We start from the raw sequence: 18,673 nt of genomic DNA on the forward strand, positions 1-18,673 counted from the left end.
CGTTCTGCCAAGCGAAGCTTGGCTACTCCCAGCCGAAGGCACAGTGGCGGCCGAATCCCATGATAACTCCCCACGTTAGCGGTAAGCCCCACAGGGGCTTTAGGCAACCCAGCCATGCGCCAGCTTGGCTATCTTTACCGGCAGGCAAGCCCTGCTAAGGGCTTACAAAAGATGCCTCAGTGGCATCACCACTCTATCCATCACTCCCTGTAACTTGGAAATCGCCACCCCATAATTGGTGATCGCCACACCGCGGCGTTCACACTCGCGGATACGGCGGATCATCTCGGTGCGATTGAGCATGCAGGCGCCGCAGTGGATAACCATGGCATACTTTTCCAAATCATCGGGGAAGTCGTGGCCTGATACCACATCAAAGGTCAGCTGTTTACCGGAAACCTGCTTAATCCAGTTTGGCAGTTTCACCCGGCCGATATCATCTTCCTGCACATTGTGGCTGCAGCCTTCGGCGATCAGAATGCGGTCACCGTCATTGAGCTTATCCAGCTGCTCTGCGCCGCGCACCAGAGGTCCAATGTCCCCTTTGAAGCGGGCGAACAGGGTGGAGAAGGTGGTCAGTGGAATCGAATCGGGCACAATTTGCGCCACTTGCTTGATGGCCTGGGCATCGGAGATCACCAGCGCCGGTGGGCTGGCGAATTTATCCAGCGCTGCGGCCAATTCAGTCTCCTTGACCACCATGGCCATGGCATTGCAATCGAGCGCCTCGCGCAGCACCTGCACCTGCGGCAGGATGAGGCGGCCTTTGGGGGCGGCGGCGTCAATTGGGGTGACGCAGATAATGGCATCGCCTGCCTGATACAGATCGCCGGCCAGCACAGGTTCGGCTTTGAGCTCGGCCGGGGCCAGTTCCACCATCAGTCGCTTGAGCTCTTTACCGCCCAGGCCGGTTTTGGAAGAAACGGTAAAAAATGCCAGTTCCCGTGCCCGGCAGAAGGCGACATCTTCAGCCTTGGGCGCGCAGATATCCGCCTTGTTGAACACCACCAGGGTTGGCAGGTTCATGCTTTGCATTTCATCCAGCAGCGCCATTTCGCAGGCACTCAGCCCCTGCTCGTCGATCACCAGCAGCGCCATGTCGGCGCGGTACAGCACTTTACGGGTGGCAGCGATGCGCAGTGCACCCAGCTCGCCTTCATCGTCGATACCAGCGGTATCGTAGAAAGTCACCGGGCCCAGCGGCAACAGTTCATAGGGCTTGGCGACTGCGTCGGTGGTGGTGCCCTTGGTATCGGACACGATGGAGATTTGCTGGCCGGTGAGCATATTGAGCAGCGAGGACTTACCTGCGTTGCGGCGGCCAACCAGCGCGATTTGATAACGCATGCCTCTGGCAACAGCAGCGCCGGGCATCGCTGCCGAAGCACCCGTTTCCTGAGGGTTAATTCCTTGACACATAAGGATTTCTCCTGGCATCACCTCGGGCCTGTGAGGGCACAAGACCTTGATGGAAAAGCTGTTGTGAAAGTGTGGCGAGTCGGTCCTGAATGCCCCCCGCGGCGGCATTCTTGCCGGGGTAGATGTTATAGCTGGCGTATACTTCCTGCGGCGTGAACGAGGGCATAACCACGTTGCAGCCGCGGCCCAGCGCTTCAATCCGGGCGCCGGGGCGCAGTGCATCCAGTGAGCTGGTGGCCGGAATGTTGGCATCGGGGTTCATCAACCGCAGCAGGGCACTGACTCTGTGACTGCGCTGCACATCGCCGTTGGGACGGTCGGCAAACGGCGTCTGGGCGTGGGCGACAAACGGCCCGCAGGCCAGCATATCCAGCTCCATGCTGGTGAGGGTCAGCAGATCCCGCGCCAGAATGTCATCTGTCATGCCCGGCAGATCGGTAATCACCCCTGAGCCGGTTTGATAACCAAGCTGCTGCAGATGTTTCAGACGGGCCATGCGCTCATCGAAATCGGCATCCGGCCGACAGGCGGCAAACAGGGTGCGATCGAAGGTTTCCATTTTCAGCAGATAGCGGTCGGCGCCGGCTTCGCGCCACAGCGTCAGCTCGTCCAGCTGGCGATCGCCCAGCGACAGGGTAATGGCCATATCGTGCCGGGATTTGATCTCGCGGATGATAGCGGCGATGGTATCGGCCCTGTAGGTAAAATCATCGCCGGACTGCAGCACCACTGTGCCCATGCCCATGGCGGCAATCAAATCCACCGCCTTGAGGATTTGCTCCGGTGTCAGGCGATAGCGTTCCACCTGGCGGTTGGCTGCGCGCAGGCCGCAATAATGGCAGTTGTTGCGGCAGTAGTTGGAAAACTCCACTATGCCGCGCAGGTAGACCTCACTGCTGAACTGCCCGGTGGCGATATTGGCCGCTTCGGTAAACAGCCAGTCATCATCCGAGCCGGCCAGCAATTCAAGCAGTTGCTCATGGGTAAATACATAGGCGCCTATCGGCATTGGCACTCTCCTGTAAGGGACGGCAGCATCCAGATGTCATGGGCAGCCTGACGGCACTCTTCCACATAGCGGCCGATGGCTCTTGGCCAGCCTTCGCCGGTGACCGGCACGCCCTGTGCAAACCATTGACCGAGAGTGCCGGGAGCCAGTCCCAGCGCGGTACTGTCCAGCTCCAGCCACGGACCGTGGGCGGCTGTTTCCTGGCTGTGAGCATATTGTCCGGCCAGCACGGTATCACCCAGCAGCAGTATGGGTTGCAGTGGCAGCGCCTGGCTGGAGACCAGATTGACTGCCGCCGGAGCCAGGCATTTGAGTTCACAGCACCAGTCGCGGGATTGCCTGAGCAGCAGATCCATGTCGGCAGCGGCCATGCCCGGACGCAGCACCCGGGCGAACTCATCACGCCACTGAGGCTTGGCTTCAAGCTTGATCAGCGTCAGCGATGTCAGCTCACCGCTGGCCAGACGGCGACGGATCAGTTTGTTCACCGGACCATGGGCAAAGTTGCTGTACAGCGCCGCATGCAGCACCAACTGCTGCGCACCTGTCATCAGCTCAAGCAGTCTGTCACCCGGCAGGCCGGGCCATACCCGTACACCGGGTTGTTGCTGTGCGACATTTTCCATTTTACAGATAGATATCCCTTTCACCGGCATCTGTCTTGTCCAGACAGGTTTTAACGTTGCGCGCGCGGGCCGGACTCATTTTGGCCAGCTCCCGTTCAATCAGCTCGTTACCCGCAGCCCGGGTCTTTTCACAGGCGTAATCGTTCAGATACTCCTTAAAGGTGATAAGCGCGTTGGGCTGGCAGAACTTGCCGATAAACTGTTGTTTGGCCAGACCCATGAAGTGGTCACCGGTGCGGCCTTTGCGATAGCAGCCGGTACAGAAAGAGGGCACTGAGTCGGACTGGGTCACCAGTTCATAGATGATCTCTTCCATGCCACGGTGATCGCCCAGGCTGAACTGCTCGGCATCGTGCTGATCATTCTGGCTATCCTGATAACCGCCCGGTGCGGTGCGGCTGCCGGCGCTGATCTGGGATACGCCGAGCTCCAGCAGCTGTTTGCGCAGTTCGGCACTTTCGCGGGTACTCATGATAAGACCGGTGTAAGGCACCGCCAGACGGGTGATGGCGACGATGCGCTTGAAGCACTCATCGTCCACTTCAAACGGCGGCTTCTCACTGAGCTGCGAACCGTGCGCCGGTTCAATGCGCGGGAAGGAGATGGTGTGCGGGCCTACGCCACAGTCTTTCTCCAGCTGCTGCACATGGGTCAGCATCGCCAGCAGTTCAAATCTGTGGTCATACAGGCCAAACAGGGCACCGATACCCACGTCATCAATGCCGGCTTCCATGGCGCGGTGCATGGCGTACAGGCGGTACAGGTAGTCTTTCTTTTTGCCTTTCAGGTGTACCTGCTCATAGGTGTCCTGATGATAGGTTTCCTGGAAGCACTGATAGGTGCCGATGGCGGCAGTTTTCAGCACTTTGAAGTCTTCGGTGCTCATTGGCGCACAGTTGACGTTGATACGACGAATTTCACCACTCTTGCCGTGTTTGACGCTGTACATGGTCTGAATGCTGTCGACAATCGCCTGCACGTTGTTGCGCGGATGCTCGCCGTACACCGCCAGGATGCGCTTGTGACCCATCTCTTCGAGGATCTCCACTTCTTTGCGGATTTCGTCCTGCTTGAGGGTCTTGCGCTTGAGCTCGTGGTTGTCGGCATTGAAGCCGCAGTAAGAGCAGCTGTTGGCGCAGTGGTTGGACACATATAGAGGGGCGAACAGCACGATGCGGTTGCCGTAGATGATGTTCTTGATTTCCCGGGCGACGGTGAACATCTCATCAATCAGGGTGTTATCCTGGGTCTGCAGCAGTATGGCGGTATCCTGAATACTCAGTCCTTCACACTGGCGGGCCTTTTCCAGGACTGCACGCACTTGCTCGGCAGTCGGCTCGGCGGCGCAATTAATGGCTTCCCAAATGGCCTTATCGTCGATAAAGCTGACAGTGGGATCATAATCGCGGATGCAAATCTCGTGGTGGTGTGAGGTCATAACTGGAAAACTCTTCACTGATAAGAAAGGTGCGAAGACGCCCGCTGACAGGCTTCTTCGCACCTTCCCTGGTACACAGCAGGCCGGAAACCGGCCTGCTGACATGGATATTACTTCTCGGTCAGTGGCTCGCCGTTGGCAGCCACAGGCACGATTTCCTTTTCTACCCACAGTGGGGTGTACTCAGCGGCATCATGGTAAGGCACGTTGCCGTGGATCATCATGGCCTTGAAATCGTCGAAGCGATATACCGCCAGGAACAGGTGAACCGGCAGGAATGCAGTCAGCACCAGACCGGCGATCAGGTGTGCCTGACCCAGGAAGTAAACGGCGTCACGTGGCGCTGCATGTGGGATCAGCCACAGTACCAGACCAGACAGGATCAGGATGGTACCGCCGATCAGTACACAGGCACCGAACAGCTTCTGGCCGGAGTTGTACTTGTTCATTGGAGGAACAGGCACTTTCTTGCCCAGCAGGAACTTCTGTGGGTAACCACCCAGCACCATGAACCACTTCACATCGCGGTCAGAGAAGCTGAATACGCGGGCCACAAACAGTACCACGCGGTCAAACGCCATCAGGGTAAAGGCAACGGCGTCCAGCGCCATCACCACACCGGCGATGATGTGGATGTCATAGGTCAGCTGCATGCCTTCCTGAGACAGAGGTTTGAAGAACAGCAGCAGGCCGGTAGCCGCCAGTGGCAGGAAGCTCAGCAGCAGAATGTAGTGGAAAATACGTACATTCAGCGGGTGCTTCAGAATGGGTCTCATATCATGTCCGTGAGTCATCTTATTCTCTCCCATTAAGACAGCTTGGTACGATCAACAAAGTGGGTGTGCAGCAGGTCGTGGGACAGATGACCCAGAGGCTCGCCGCCAAACTCTTTGTAGTACTTTTCAACCGCTGGGTTGGCATGGCTCACGCGCAACTTGGCGATGGCGTCATCCTTGTACAGACCCTTGGTACGGGCTTTGATGTACTCGTTACGACGTTCAATTTTGCTGGCAAACCAGCCTACAGGCAGTGCCAGCACTGCCAAAAAGGCCGCGCCCACAGCCATAAACTTACGACGGGACAGGAAGAAGCTGTCTTCGGCGAACAAATAGTTTTTCTTGCTCATGGGTATTCCTTATCAGAGATTGCCAAGCCAGGATGAACCTGTGCCTTCGATAGGCTGACCGCCACCGTTGACACAGCCACCGGCGCAGTTCATCACTTCGATGAAGTGGTACTTGGAGGTACCGGCCATGACGTCACGCAGTACAGGCTCAATGTTGTTGCCCATGTCATGCACGACGGCCACGTTAACGGTGACGTTTTGGCTCAAAGAGGTATCAAACAGGGTGACAGAGGCTTCTTTCACGCCTTCCAGACCGCGAACCGGTTCAAATTCCAGTTTGGCCATTTCAGTGCCGGTCAGTACTTTGTAAGCGGTACGCAGCGCCGCTTCCATTACCCCACCGGTCACACCGAAGATGGTGCCTGCACCTGTGTACTCGGAGAACAGGCTGTCGCCCTGATATTCAGGGGTGTTGGCCAGATCGATATCCAGCAGCCGGAACAGCTGAGCCAGTTCACGGGTGGTCAGTACTGCGTCGATATCCTGATATTCTGCAGCGCTTGAACCCTGCTCTTTGTGGTATTTCCAGGCAGAGTTGAACTCTGGACGGGAAGCTTCCACTTTCTTGGCAGTACATGGCATCACAGACACAGTGAAGATCTTCTCTGGCTGCATGTCATAGACCTTGGCGCCATAGGTCTTGGCTACTGCACCGGCCATCTGCTGAGGAGACTTGGCGGTAGACAGGTTAGGCAGCAGGCTTGGATAGTTGGTTTCCAGATAACGCACCCAACCCGGGCAGCAGGAAGTGAACTGTGGCAGTGCGCCGGCATTGGGTTCGCCCTTCACGTTGGCATGCAGACGGTGAATGAACTCACTGCCTTCTTCCATGATGGTCAGGTCGGCGGCGAAGTTACAGTCAAAAATTCTGAAGCCGGCCTTGTTCATGGCACCGTACATTTTGCCCGTTACCAGAGAGCCGGTACCCAGACCAAATTCTTCACCAATGGCTACACGTACAGACGGTGCAGGAATAGCAACAACAGTGGTGTTTTTGTCAGCCAGTTTCTTGATAACTGTTTCCAGCGCGCTGTGAGTTTCCTCAATGGCACTGAATGGACAGTTCACCAGACACTGGGCACAACCCAGACACTTGTCCTGATTGATAGAGTGGGCAGCACCGCTGGCGCCTTCAATGGCGTTGGTTGGGCAGAACTTCTTACAGGCATCACAACCTTTACACTTGGATGCATTGATTTGGATCAGCCCCTGGATTTCACCGGGTTGATAGGTGGTAGCAGTCATAGTCTTTTGCGTTCCTCATCCGCAACCCCAATTTTAAAAAAATTGCAGGATTGCTTGGTGTTTATGACAACAGCTAGTTTATTGATTGTCTTTATAAAGCGGGCTGAATATAGGGGAAGCGAAAATTAACAAAATTGAGGTAAGTCAATATTTACGACTGATCATCTGAGTTTTAGGATTAATTCACAATTTTTTGTGACTTGCATCGATTCTAAATTTCGGTAAAGCAAGGCAGGTAAAAAAATGATATATCTAAATTGTTGATAATTAAGACTATATTTTTTATTTATCGGAGGCCTTCAGTAAACTGTGACCTGTCGCATAAATTATCGTGGGATTGACTGGTTCAGCCTTTTTCCAGAGTGAAAACGGGACAATCTGTCTGGTCAAAATGTCGCAATATAAGCAATAAAATTAATACCTGTTTAATGATTGAAAAAGTGAATTGCAAAAGATGGAATTATCAGGGGTGACTTCTCAATATGGAAATAGCAGAAAGGGAACAGGGTTAATCAATCAGCCAAGTCACCATTAAATTAATTAACGAATGTATTAATTAGTACTGTTAGATATTGAGCTGACCAATACCAATTTCATTTAATCGTTGTTCTGTTTCAGCGGCAGTTCAATGCGCTTGAGACAAGGTCATTAACCGCTCCTGGGCAACGGCTCCTGCGCTACCTCCTGCATCCATACAGTCGTGCGTTAAAGACATTCGCCACATTCTTGTGGCCTGCGAGGTGGCGAAGTCATGGTGGTGCTAGGTCAAGACGGCAGAGCTCAGTATCAAGTGCATTGAACCCCGCTCTGAATTGATCAGGCTATTAATGAAGGTGGTATTAATGAAGTTGTATAAGATAGTAGCGTCAGGCCTGCTGCGGCAGGCGCTGACGTATACCAAGAGATCAGTTACTCAGGGCTGGCGCTTGGCTCGATGCTTTGCAGAGCATCATCCAGTGCCGGGTGGAATTTCAGGATCCCTTCAATTGGCTGGATGTTGGCTTTGGCCAGCGTCTTGAGTGGCTGGAATTGCAGCTCACAAATATGCAGCGCGGTTCCGCTGTGACGGCAACGGCTGATGAGTTTGCTCAGTGCTGCCAGTCCTCCGGCGTCCAGCAGGTGTACCGCATCCATTTGCAGGATCAGTGTATTTGAGTCGTGAGTCAGTTCACTGATCTCACCGAACACGTTTTCTGCAGCCGCAAAAAACAGTGGACCTTCAATACGCAGGACTTTGACATCATCGGCCACAGGGCGGGAGACGTATCTGGGGGTTTGGCTGATATCCCGCACCCGGGTCATTTCCGCCACTTCCTTCATAAACAGCAGCGCGGCCAATACCATACCGACACTGATGGCGATGACCATGTCGAATACCACGGTCAGACTGAAACACACCAGGAACACCAGAATGTCGCTGCGTGGCGCGGTCTTGAGCAGGTGGACGGCTTTCGGCGCTTCACTCATGTTCCAGGCCACCACCAACAGCAGTGCAGCCATGGCTGACATAGGCACATAAGCCAGAATGTTGGTCAGCACAACCAGTGCCAGCAGCACCACCGCGGCATGTACCATGGCAGAGATTGGGCTGGTGGCTCCGGCTTTGACGTTGGCCGCTGAACGGGCGATAGCAGCCGTGGCCGGAATACCGCCAAAGAAAGGGGCGATGATGTTACCGATACCCTGGCCCAGCAGTTCGCTGTTGGCGCTGTGACGGGTGTTGGTCATACCATCGAGCACCACGGCGCACAACAGCGATTCAATGGCACCCAGCATGGCGATGGCGAAGGCTGATGGCAGCAACGCCTGGATCATGGACCAGCTGATCCCCAGTGGCTGACCGTCCGCACCGGCCTGCATCCAGGGCAGGGCAAATTCCGGCAGTACCGGTGGAATACCAAAGCCAGTGGTGCCGTCATCCAGGGTGTAGCTGAAACGGCTGCCGATGGTGTCAATCTGCAACCCGTGATGATTGAGGTACAGGCCAAGCAGACTGCCGATAATCACTGCCGGCAGATGAGCCGGTACCGGCAGTTTGAGCCTGGGCCACAGCAACATGACGGCCAGCGTCACCCCGGCGACCAGTATACTGGGCCAGTGTGCCGAGGGGGCCGATTGCACCAGTGTTGCCACCTTATCCCAGTAATGTTCAGGCATGTCGGCGATCTGCAGACCAAAGAAGTCCTTCAGCTGCAGGGTGGCAATCACCACCCCAATCCCCGCAGTGAAGCCCAGGGTAATGGACTCGGGAATATACTGGATGAGGCGACCAAGACGCAGCAGCGCCATCAGCACCAGAATGATGCCAGACATGACGGTGGCAACCAGCAGTCCCGCCAGACCAAACTGCTGTGCAATAGGGAACAGCAGCACCACAAAGGCTGCGGTTGGACCTGAAATGCTGAAACGGGAGCCGCCCAGCAGGGCGATGATAAAGCCGCCGATGACGGCTGTGTACAGACCATATTGAGGCGGCACACCGCTGGCAATTGCCAACGCCATAGCCAGCGGAATGGCAATAATCCCTACAGTGATACCGGCGAGCAGGTCTTTGAAAAAACGCTGCTTGGTATATTGCTCCGACAAGCAGGATTTGATCAGCGCATATCCCGGCTTGAGCGATGTTAGATGAGCTCTGTGTGGCACGTTATGAGTTTCCGAAGGATGAATGTTTTGTGAAGAGGCGGCTATTTTAGTGACTGCATCCATTCTATGTTGTGAATTTGATCACGCAAGCAATTGAGTGTGCTTTCAATATAGGTGGAATTGTGGCTGCGCGCCCACAGCGAAAAGACACAGAATTTACCACCCTGTTGTTTCTCCCTTATTCGCTTTCCGATTTTCCCGCTTATTTGTCAGTTGCTTACTCAACGGCATATCGAAATAACCCTTTCCGGCCCGAGCATCGTTAACAGTCTTCAGGCAAATGAAGGAGATGACACTATGAGCGACTCAGGCAGATTAATCACCGGCAACACCGGGCGGATATGCGCAGCACCGGGCCCGGGTTTAACGCGGGCGGTGAAGGTAACAGCAATGTCCGGCACCGCGATGGTGTTACTGTTAACGATTTTGTGGGGCATGACGGGATGCAGTAAATCACCGGCACCAGCGACTGAAAACCGCGACTCCTCTGATGTTCAGAGGGCGGTAAAAAGTACTCCGCCGACAGCGGAAAATACCCCTCAAGTCGCGCAGATACAGGCAGCGTCCGGCGTGATGACAGCATCGCGGCAAGCGATTCAAATTCGCGAGGCGAAGATGGTTGCTGATACCGGGGCGTTGCCGCAGGTGCAATTCAGCAGGCGCGCAGAGCTGTCAGCGGGGGACAGGTTGCAGCGCCAGACTGTCAATGACGTGATTGCCACCGCAACCCGGCCGGTCTCGACCTTGGCGATTGACGTGGACACCGCCGGTTATTCGCTGCTGCGCCGCTTTTTGCAACATGGGCAAAGGTTGCCCGGTGGCACGGTCAGGGTTGAAGAGCTGGTGAACTATTTTGACTATGAGCTGAGTGGGCGTGCCAGCAGTGATGGGCGCTTCAGCCTCAGCTCTGAGCTGGCTCCCTCGCCCTACAATCAGGGCAAAATGTTGTTAAAGCTGCAGCTTGCTGCCCTGCAACAGAAGGACGAGCCTTTGCCTCCCGCCAATCTGGTGTTTCTGGTGGATGTGTCTGGCTCTATGGCATCGGCCGACAAATTGCCGCTGCTCAAGCAATCCTTGCGAATGTTGGCGGCAAGCCTGCGCCCGCAGGATAGAGTGTCACTGGTCACTTATGCCGGTGCCAGCAGTGTGCTTCTCAGTGGCGAGCCGGGAAACTCCCTCCGTCTGGATGCGGCGGTGGCCGGATTGGGGGCGGGTGGGGGGACCCAAGGCAGCGCCGGCATTATTGATGCTTATCAACTGGCAAAAACCCACTTTATCAGCAATGGCATCAACCGGGTGATACTGGCGACCGACGGGGATTTCAATCTGGGGGTGACAGATCATGATGCGCTGATCGCGCTGATTTCCCGGGCCCGTCAGCAGGGCGTGTTTCTGAGCGTGCTGGGATTTGGTCAGGGGGATCTCAATGACCATCTGCTGGAGCAGCTGGCCGACAAAGGGAACGGACACTATGCCTATATCGACAGCTTTACCGAGGGGCGCAAAGTGCTTGGTCAGCAACTGACGCAAACGCTGGCGGTGGCGGGAAAAGAGCTGAAACTGCAGGTGGAGTTTAATCCTGCGGTGGTGACAGAGTATCGGCTGATTGGGTATGAAAACCGCCAGCTGGCTGAGTCGGATTTTAATAATGATCGGGTGGATGGTGGTGAGGTGGGCGTCGGCCATCGGGTGACAGCCCTGTATGAGCTGGTGCTGGAAGGAGGCAAGCGGCTGCTGGATCCTGGCAGATATGCACCGGCTGTCGAAATCAACCGGCAAAACCGGCCGGATGAGCTGGCGTTGGTCAAACTCAGATACCAGGAGGTACAGGCGCATACCAGCCGTTTGCTGACTCATATCGTGCCGCTGGATTCAGCGCTTGGCGCATTGTCCCTTGCCAGTGATGACATGCGATTTGCCGCGGCAGTAGCCGGAGTCGGTCAGTTGCTCAATGATGGCCGGTTTATCCAGGACGCCGGTTATGATCAGATGATTGCGCTGGCAAATTCGGCGCTTGGGCAGGATACTTGGGGATACAGGCGTGAGTTTGTTGAACTGGCCCGGGCTGCGGCGGGTCTGGATGAGCTGGAGCGCCGGGAATTGTCGTCAGACTGACAGCAACACAACGAATTTGCAGGGGAAATCAATTGACCTTAGCACTGGCAGATATTGCCCCCGAGGGCAATGGGGATGAACAACATATGCTGGATTATGCCGCCGGTGATGCGATGGCATTCGAGTATCTGTATCGCAAACACCGGGGGGCGTTGTACCGTTACTTTGTTAGGCAGATAGGTGACAGGCAACTGGCGGAGGATCTGTTCCAGGAAACCTGGAGCCGGGTCATCAAGGCTGCACCTGCCTATGAAGCGACGGCAAAGTTCACGACCTGGCTGTATCGTATCGCTCACAATTTGCTGGTTGATCATGTGCGCGCAGTTAAGCCGGTAGATAGGTTCAGTGATATGCAATCGGCTGACGCGGAACCTGAATTTGAAGATCTGAGCGCAGATCCCGGTGTGTCACTGGAAGAGCAGCAGAAATCCCGGCTGCTGCGGGAGTGTGTGGCGCTGCTGCCGCAGGTGCAAAAGGAGGCTTTCCTGCTGAATTGCGAAACCGGATTTCCGGCAAGAGTGGTGGCGGATATCGTAGGAATTAGCCATGAAGCGGGCAAAAGCCGCATCCGTTACGCCTATCAGAGTTTAAAAGATTGTGTCGCGGGCAAGTGGGAGGCATACAGTGGCAGAGCATGAGTTAACTGATACCCAGACACAGGAAATCCGTCGGTTGTATTTGCACCGGGCTAAAGAGTTGCCGCCGCCGGCCCTGGATGCCGAGATCCTGGCGCTGTCGCGGCAGCATATGAGTCAGCAGGTGCCGGTTCAGAAACCGTCCAAACATGGACTGTCACCCTGGGTATGGTCCAGCGCGGCATCGGTACTGATTATTACCGGGCTGAGTCTTTATTGGCCTGAACTCAAGGGCCCATCATCACCGGTACCCGGGATGAGCGCTCCTGAGCCGGTGATGATGCGCAGTGTTGGTTCAGAGCAGGCGATTGAAGTCAGTTTATCCCCGCCACCAGGTATGGCGACCATCGAGGTGGCCGCTCCGGCAAAGCAGGCCGATTCAATGGCGGCGAAGCGCATGCAACCAATGGCTGCGGATGAAGTGGGGCTGACAGAGCGGGCAGATACACTCAGGCGAATAGAAGCCTATCTGGCTCAGGGGGAGCGGGATAAGGCATTGGCGCTGTACCAATCGACTGCTGATAAGTTTATGGCTCTTGCCGACGACAATCCGGAGAAAAGCAGGTTTCTGCAGTTGGGCCGCCACCTTGGTGTTGCTGGCACCCAATAATAAAAAATCCCGGATTGACCGGGATTTTTTATGAGTGGATGACGCTGATTACTCGGCGCTTTCCAGTCCACCCAGCGCGTTGATGGTCGACTCCAGCAGAGCGACCAGCTCGCTGCTCATCATGGCGAAATCTGCATCCAGTCTGGCCATCGGATCTTCGTTGCCCAGCTCGTCATTGCCGGCACGGAACTCTTCTGAGAATTTCAGACGCTTGAGGCTGACATCAGAACCCAGCAGGAAGGCCACGGACTGACCGAAATGCAGTGCCAGTTTATGAACCTGCTTGCCGGTTTCCAGGTGCGCCAGCACTTCATTTTCACTTAAATCCTGTTGCTTGAAGCGCACGATACCGCCTTCATCGGCGATCGCTTTGAGCTCGGCTTCATCCTGAATGGTAAAAGGTTCAGGCGCGTTGCCGGCCTTGAGCCAGTCAGTCATTTGCTGCTCCAGTGGGGTGGCGAATGACACAGGGATAACCGGCAGACTGCCCAGCGCTTTACGCAGCAGAGCCAGCAGCTCTTCTGCCTTGGTGGCGCTGGAACTGTCGACCAGTACCAGTTGCTGCTCAGGCAGGATCAGCGCCTGAATGTGCGAGCGGCGGGAGAACGCCCGTGGCAGCAGCGTGGTGGTGATTTCGTCTTTTAATGCATCTTTTTCTTTCTTGGTCAGCTTGCGGTTTTCTTCGCTCTCAAGCTGGCTGACCTTCTCTTCCAGTGCTTCTTTCACCACGACAGACGGGAGAATCTTCTCTTCCTTGGTCGCCGCAATCAAATGCCGGTTGTTGGCGGTGTGAACCAGAGTATCTCCCTGTTTCCCCATGGCATTGGAAAAGCCAAATTTGCTGACATCCTGGCTGCTGCAAGGCGTAAAACGAAAGTCGGTCAGTGCTTTTTCCAGGCTTTCGGTGTCAACGGAGAAAGGCTTATTGAAACGATAGAGAGTGAGATTTTTAAACCACATCGGGCGGACCCCAGTTCAAATTGAAAAGGAGGGCAGTGTATGTCATCGCCGCGGCCGGGTAAAGCAAGCCGGAGGGATAAAATCAGGGGTTTATTGATAACATTTTGGTAACTGAGTTTCGGGTTTGAGAGAGTGTTTTTTGTTCGGTGCAGCATTCATAAATTAGTGCTTAATGACAATTTGATGACAGCTTTATTCAGTTCAGACTGTTGTTTGTAGCGTTTTGTTTGAAAAATCCCGGCAACTTGCAAATTTTTCAAAAGCGCACATTTATTTAGTGAAATGAAATAAAACTGCAACATTTAGGGTGGAAACTTGCCTCGCTGAAAAAATGATACGGGTTAACAAAAGACCCATTACTTAAAGGATGAAATGATGAACACCTTGACTAAATCTCTGCTCGCTTCTGCCATTGCCGTGACTCTGGTTTCCGGTGTACAGGCTGAGGATGCCGTGACTGTGTATGGCAAATTGAATATCACAGCGCAATCCAATGACGTTCAGGGCGACTCCAAAACTGAAATCCAAAGCAATGCATCCCGTCTGGGCGTGAAGGGTGCGTTTGATTTGGGCAACAACCTGGAAGCGTTTTATACCATTGAGTATGAAGTGGATACCGGGGCTGACACCAAAAATAACTTCGAAGCCCGTGATCAATACGTGGGTCTGAAAGGCAGCTTCGGTGCCGTGTCACTGGGTCGTAGTGACACTCTGTTAAAAAAGTCTCAGGGTAAAGTAGACCTGTTCAACGACCTGAGTGGTGACCTGAAGAACCTGTTCAAAGGTGAAAACAGAATGTCCCAAACAGCAACTTACATGACTCCCGAATTCAGCAACTTTAGATTTGGTGTGACCTATGTGGCTGAAGCGGATGCTGATCAGGATTACACCTATGTAAATGGCGCAGGTGAAACCATTCTGAAAGAAACCGATGGTTTCAGCGTTGCCGGTATGTATGGTGACGCCAGCCTGAAGAGCACACCAGTGTATTTCGCCGTTGCCTATGACTCTGAAGTCAAAGGCTATGATATTCTGCGTGCCACTGCTCAGGGTAAAATCGCCGGTCTGAAGATTGGTGGTATGTATCAGCAGCAGGAAAAGAGTGAAAACGGTGATTCCAAGTCCGGTTACCTGTTCAGTCTGGCTTATGAGATTGATGCTGTGACCCTGAATGGTCAGTATCAGGACATGGAAGATCTGGGCAGCTCATGGTCTGTGGGCGCTGACTACAAGCTGGCCAAGCCAACCAAGCTGCTGGCTTTCTACACTCAGCGCGAGTATGACGCCAAACCAAAAGATGACAACTATATCGGCATCGGTATTTCTCACTCTTTCTGATGTGAGTATTACAGTAGCTGACTCAAGGCGCCTGCGGGCGCCTTTTGCTTTAGGCGTGCCGGGAAATCTGATAACTCATTGAAAAAGAACCAGGTAACTCGCAATCGTGGCAGTATCTGCCGTTTCAGTCTGCCCAGATGTTGGCATAAAGTTGTAGGGCGGAAAGCGTTATTCTATTAATATTCCACGTGATTCCTTTGATACCGCCGATGTATCATAATTTTGTAATAAAACTGACCAATAATGGCGTCATACAAAATTTGGTTCACTGACAGATAAGCTGATTATGACTGCTAGGATACTGATTGTTGAAGATGAGTTGGCCATTCGCGAGATGCTGACTTTTGTGCTGGAGCAGCATGGTTTCAGTACCTGTGCTGCCGAAGACTTTGATTCCGCCATTGCCCTGATGACCGAACCTTATCCGGATCTGGTTCTGCTGGACTGGATGTTCCCCGGTGGCAGCGGTATTCAGCTGGCGAAGAAACTGAAGCAGGATGAGTATTCCAGACAGATCCCCATCATCATGTTGACTGCCCGGGGTGAAGAGGAAGATAAGGTCAAAGGACTGGAAGTGGGCGCGGATGATTATATTACCAAGCCGTTTTCACCCAAGGAGCTGGTGGCCCGTATTAAGGCGGTGCTGCGCCGCGCCGCGCCGACCCGTCTGGAAGAGACCATAGATGTGCAGGGGTTGACTCTGGATCCGGTCAGCCACCGGGTCACTGTGGGGGAAACCGTACTGGATATGGGACCCACCGAATTTCGGTTGTTGCACTTCTTCATGACCCATCCCGAGCGGGTATACAGCCGTGAACAACTGCTGGACAATGTGTGGGGCACCAATGTGTATGTGGAAGACCGCACTGTGGATGTGCATATTCGGCGCCTGCGCAAAGCAGTTGAAACCTCGGGCCATGACAAGTTGATCCAGACAGTACGCGGCGCGGGTTATCGTTTTTCAACGCGGATTTAGTCTGGCGATAGCAGGGGCTGGCAGTCCCGGAGTGACTTTATACATGTTTAATGCTTATTCCGGTTACAGGCTGTTTACCCGTTTGGCGTTGTACGCCGTGCTGGCATTGGTCACCGGACTGTTGCTGGATGAAGTGGTACTGGTGTTGCTGGTGGCGGCGATATTGCTGCTGGCCTGGCACTATCGTCAGCTGCAGCGGCTTACCCACTGGCTGTGGCATGATCGCCGGCTGACACCTCCCCATGGCAGTGGCAGTTGGGAAGGTGTATTTAACGGCATTTATCGATTGCAGGGTAAAAACCGCCGTAAAGTCAATCAGCTAATTGGTTTGCTTGGACGTTTTCGACAAGGTGCCGAGGCGTTGCCGGATGCCGCTGTGGTACTGGATTCCGAACACAATATTGTTTGGTGCAACAAGCTGGCGCAATTGATGCTGGGTCTGGTCTGGCCCCAGGACTCCGGCCAGCGGCTGGATAATCTTATCCGCCATCCTGATTTTATCGCTTACCTGCATAAAGGTGAGTTCAGAGCGCCACTGGAACTGGCATCGCCGGTCACTGAGCGCCGTACCCTTGAGGTTCGCCTGATGTCCTACGGCGACCGTCAGCTGCTGCTGATCGCCCGGGATATTACCCGTATCCGCCAGCTTGAAGGCATGCGCCGTGACTTTGTGGCCAACGTATCCCATGAACTGAAAACCCCCCTGACGGTATTACAGGGCTATCTGGAAATGATGGAAGCCATGGCAGAGCCTGACTCGATGCAGAGCCGGCCGCTGGAGATGATGCAGCAGCAGACCCGGCGTATGCAGTCCATGGTGGAGCAGTTGCTGGTACTGTCACGGATTGAGGATGCGGTGGACATAGATCTCGAGCAGACAGTCAACATGCAACAGATGATGGATATTCTCAAAGACGAGGCGCAGGCATTGTCTCAGGGGCAGTATCAACTGGAATTTTACTGTCAGCCGGGGCTCAATACCCATGGCTGTGAATTGCAGCTGCGTAGCGCCTGCTCCAATCTGATTGCCAATGCTATCCTTTACACCGAGCCCGGTGGCAATATCAGTGTTCGCTGGGAGATGGTGGCCGGCGGTGCCCGTTTCAGCGTCAGGGACTCGGGGATTGGCATTGCACCACAGCATATCAGCAGGCTGACCGAACGCTTCTACCGGGTCGACAGTGCCCGCTCCAGGCAAACCGGCGGCAGTGGGTTGGGGCTGGCAATCGTCAAACATGCCCTTGGCCACCATCACAGCGAGCTGCAGGTGAGCAGTGAGCCCAATCGAGGCAGTACGTTCAGCTTTGTGATCCCATCACATCTTTTGCCCAGAGCGCGTCAGACCGTATAACGCCTTATCCATCAATCTGAACATTGGCATTCGCTGCAATCTTTCTGTCATAAAAGAGTCATTGCGGCGTCACACAGTAAATAAATACTGACCACAGTCAATTACAACAAGTTCGTCAACTTTCGGAGATGAAAATGAAACTTAAGCAACTCGTCGGCGCAATCACACTGACAGCTGCAGGACTGTTCGCGGCTTCCGCATCTGCGGCACTGGATCCACAGTTACCCAACTATGAAAAGAGCAGTGGCGTATCAGGAAACCTGTCGTCAGTCGGTTCAGACACGCTGGCGAATATGATGACTCTGTGGGCAGAAGAGTTTAAGCACATTTATCCCAATGTGAATATTCAAATCCAGGCTGCCGGTTCTTCTACTGCGCCACCGGCACTGACTGAGGGCACTTCTCAGTTTGGCCCGATGAGCCGTAAAATGAAGCCCAACGAGATTGAGGCGTTTGAGAAGCACTATGGCTATCAGCCAACCATGATCCGTGTGGCTATTGATGCGCTGGCGGTGTTTGTCCATAAAGACAACCCAATCAAAGGACTGAGCCTGGAGCAGGTGGACGGTATTTTCTCTTCGACCCACAAGTGTGGTGACAAGAATATTGATCGCTGGGGTCAGCTGGGATTGACCGGACCTTGGGAAAACCGTGACATTCAGCTGTACGGTCGTAACTCAGTATCCGGTACCTATGGTTACTTCAAAGAAAAAGCCCTGTGTAAGGGTGACTTCAAGAGCAACGTAAATGAGCAGCCTGGCAGTGCTTCTGTGGTGCAGTCAGTCTCTCAGTCACTCAATGCCATTGGTTACTCAGGGATCGGTTACAAGACCGCTGGCGTGAAGGCTGTTGCGCTGTCCAAGAAGGGTGACGACTATATTGCCGCAACACCGGAAAATGCGGCCAATGGCAGCTACCCTCTGTCGCGTTACCTGTATGTATACATCAACAAGCACCCCAACAAGCCGCTGGCACCGATGGAGCGTGAATTTATCCGCTTCATTCTGTCCAAGCAGGGGCAGGAAATTGTTGAAAAAGACGGTTATGTACCTGTGCCAATGACAGTGGTGAGCAAGGATCTGGAAAAGGCCGGCATCAGCCTGTAACGCCAGATCTCTTAAAGAAACCTCCTGCGGGAGGTTTTTTTGTGTCTGTTGGTCTTTGGCAAACAGTCATAAA

Annotated in this window: 16 protein-coding genes; 7 read left to right on the forward strand and 9 right to left on the reverse strand. The window is 54.1% G+C overall.

Annotated elements, in window-relative coordinates; translation table 11 throughout:
- Nucleotides 1-162: 162 nt before the first annotated feature.
- The 8 genes from hydF to dauA form a co-directional block, all read right to left on the reverse strand.
- Nucleotides 163-1,419 (reverse strand): [FeFe] hydrogenase H-cluster maturation GTPase HydF, encoded by a 1,257-nt coding sequence (gene hydF / locus ACRRUX_RS17645; RefSeq protein ID WP_432532774.1) that lies wholly within the window; start codon nt 1,417-1,419, stop codon nt 163-165.
- Nucleotides 1,403-2,428: a [FeFe] hydrogenase H-cluster radical SAM maturase HydE gene (hydE, locus tag ACRRUX_RS17650; RefSeq protein WP_432532776.1), complete on the reverse strand. Its 1,026-nt coding sequence runs from the start codon at nt 2,426-2,428 to the stop codon at nt 1,403-1,405. The genes hydF and hydE overlap by 17 nt, the downstream gene beginning before the upstream one ends.
- Nucleotides 2,419-3,054: a hypothetical protein gene (locus ACRRUX_RS17655; protein ID WP_432532778.1), complete on the reverse strand. Its 636-nt coding sequence runs from the start codon at nt 3,052-3,054 to the stop codon at nt 2,419-2,421. The genes hydE and ACRRUX_RS17655 overlap by 10 nt, the downstream gene beginning before the upstream one ends.
- A gap of 1 nt (nt 3,055) precedes the next feature.
- Nucleotides 3,056-4,492 (reverse strand): [FeFe] hydrogenase H-cluster radical SAM maturase HydG, encoded by a 1,437-nt coding sequence (gene hydG, locus ACRRUX_RS17660; RefSeq protein WP_432532780.1) that lies wholly within the window; start codon nt 4,490-4,492, stop codon nt 3,056-3,058.
- 110 nt (nt 4,493-4,602) lie between these two features.
- Nucleotides 4,603-5,268 carry a cytochrome b/b6 domain-containing protein gene (locus ACRRUX_RS17665; RefSeq protein WP_432532782.1) on the reverse strand — a complete coding sequence of 222 codons (666 nt, stop codon included), beginning with the start codon at nt 5,266-5,268 and terminating at the stop codon, nt 4,603-4,605.
- Nucleotides 5,269-5,300: 32 nt separating this feature from the next.
- Nucleotides 5,301-5,618, reverse strand: coding sequence for an iron hydrogenase small subunit HydB (hydB, locus tag ACRRUX_RS17670; RefSeq protein ID WP_432532784.1), 318 nt, complete (start codon nt 5,616-5,618; stop codon nt 5,301-5,303).
- A gap of 12 nt (nt 5,619-5,630) precedes the next feature.
- A complete protein-coding gene (gene hydA, locus ACRRUX_RS17675; RefSeq protein ID WP_432532786.1) occupies nt 5,631-6,863 on the reverse strand; it encodes an iron hydrogenase large subunit HydA in 1,233 nt (410 codons plus the stop codon).
- Between the two features lie 909 nt (nt 6,864-7,772).
- On the reverse strand, nt 7,773-9,509 hold the full coding sequence (gene dauA, locus ACRRUX_RS17680) for a C4-dicarboxylic acid transporter DauA (RefSeq protein ID WP_432532788.1): 1,737 nt from the start codon (nt 9,507-9,509) through the stop codon (nt 7,773-7,775).
- A 297-nt stretch (nt 9,510-9,806) separates the two neighbouring features.
- Between dauA and ACRRUX_RS17685 the strand changes: the two genes are divergently transcribed.
- The 3 genes from ACRRUX_RS17685 (at nt 9,807) to ACRRUX_RS17695 (ending at nt 12,869) form a co-directional block, all read left to right on the forward strand.
- The gene (locus ACRRUX_RS17685) at nt 9,807-11,624 is read left to right on the forward strand and encodes a vWA domain-containing protein (RefSeq protein ID WP_432532790.1); all 1,818 of its coding nucleotides are present in this window, start codon (nt 9,807-9,809) and stop codon (nt 11,622-11,624) included.
- An 86-nt stretch (nt 11,625-11,710) separates the two neighbouring features.
- Nucleotides 11,711-12,262 carry a sigma-70 family RNA polymerase sigma factor gene (locus ACRRUX_RS17690; protein ID WP_432532905.1) on the forward strand — a complete coding sequence of 184 codons (552 nt, stop codon included), beginning with the start codon at nt 11,711-11,713 and terminating at the stop codon, nt 12,260-12,262.
- Complete coding sequence (locus tag ACRRUX_RS17695; protein WP_432532792.1) at nt 12,249-12,869, forward strand: hypothetical protein; 621 nt, start codon at nt 12,249-12,251, stop codon at nt 12,867-12,869. The genes ACRRUX_RS17690 and ACRRUX_RS17695 overlap by 14 nt, the downstream gene beginning before the upstream one ends.
- A gap of 48 nt (nt 12,870-12,917) precedes the next feature.
- Here the strand turns inward: ACRRUX_RS17695 and rdgC are convergent, their stop codons facing one another.
- Nucleotides 12,918-13,829: a recombination-associated protein RdgC gene (gene rdgC, locus ACRRUX_RS17700; RefSeq protein WP_432532794.1), complete on the reverse strand. Its 912-nt coding sequence runs from the start codon at nt 13,827-13,829 to the stop codon at nt 12,918-12,920.
- A gap of 372 nt (nt 13,830-14,201) precedes the next feature.
- On the opposite strand from rdgC, the gene ACRRUX_RS17705 reads away from it, so the two are divergent.
- The 4 genes from ACRRUX_RS17705 (at nt 14,202) to ACRRUX_RS17720 (ending at nt 18,600) form a co-directional block, all read left to right on the forward strand.
- Entirely contained in the window at nt 14,202-15,167 is a 966-nt protein-coding gene (locus ACRRUX_RS17705; protein ID WP_432532796.1) for a porin, read from the forward strand.
- 286 nt (nt 15,168-15,453) lie between these two features.
- Entirely contained in the window at nt 15,454-16,143 is a 690-nt protein-coding gene (gene phoB, locus ACRRUX_RS17710) for a phosphate regulon transcriptional regulator PhoB (RefSeq protein WP_432532798.1), read from the forward strand.
- Between the two features lie 43 nt (nt 16,144-16,186).
- Nucleotides 16,187-17,494, forward strand: coding sequence for a phosphate regulon sensor histidine kinase PhoR (gene phoR, locus ACRRUX_RS17715; protein ID WP_432532800.1), 1,308 nt, complete (start codon nt 16,187-16,189; stop codon nt 17,492-17,494).
- A gap of 134 nt (nt 17,495-17,628) precedes the next feature.
- Entirely contained in the window at nt 17,629-18,600 is a 972-nt protein-coding gene (locus ACRRUX_RS17720) for a PstS family phosphate ABC transporter substrate-binding protein (RefSeq protein WP_432532802.1), read from the forward strand.
- The last annotated feature ends 73 nt before the right edge of the window (nt 18,601-18,673 follow it).

This window comes from Shewanella sp. GXUN23E, assembly GCF_050865035.1.
Classification (GTDB): domain Bacteria; phylum Pseudomonadota; class Gammaproteobacteria; order Enterobacterales; family Shewanellaceae; genus Shewanella.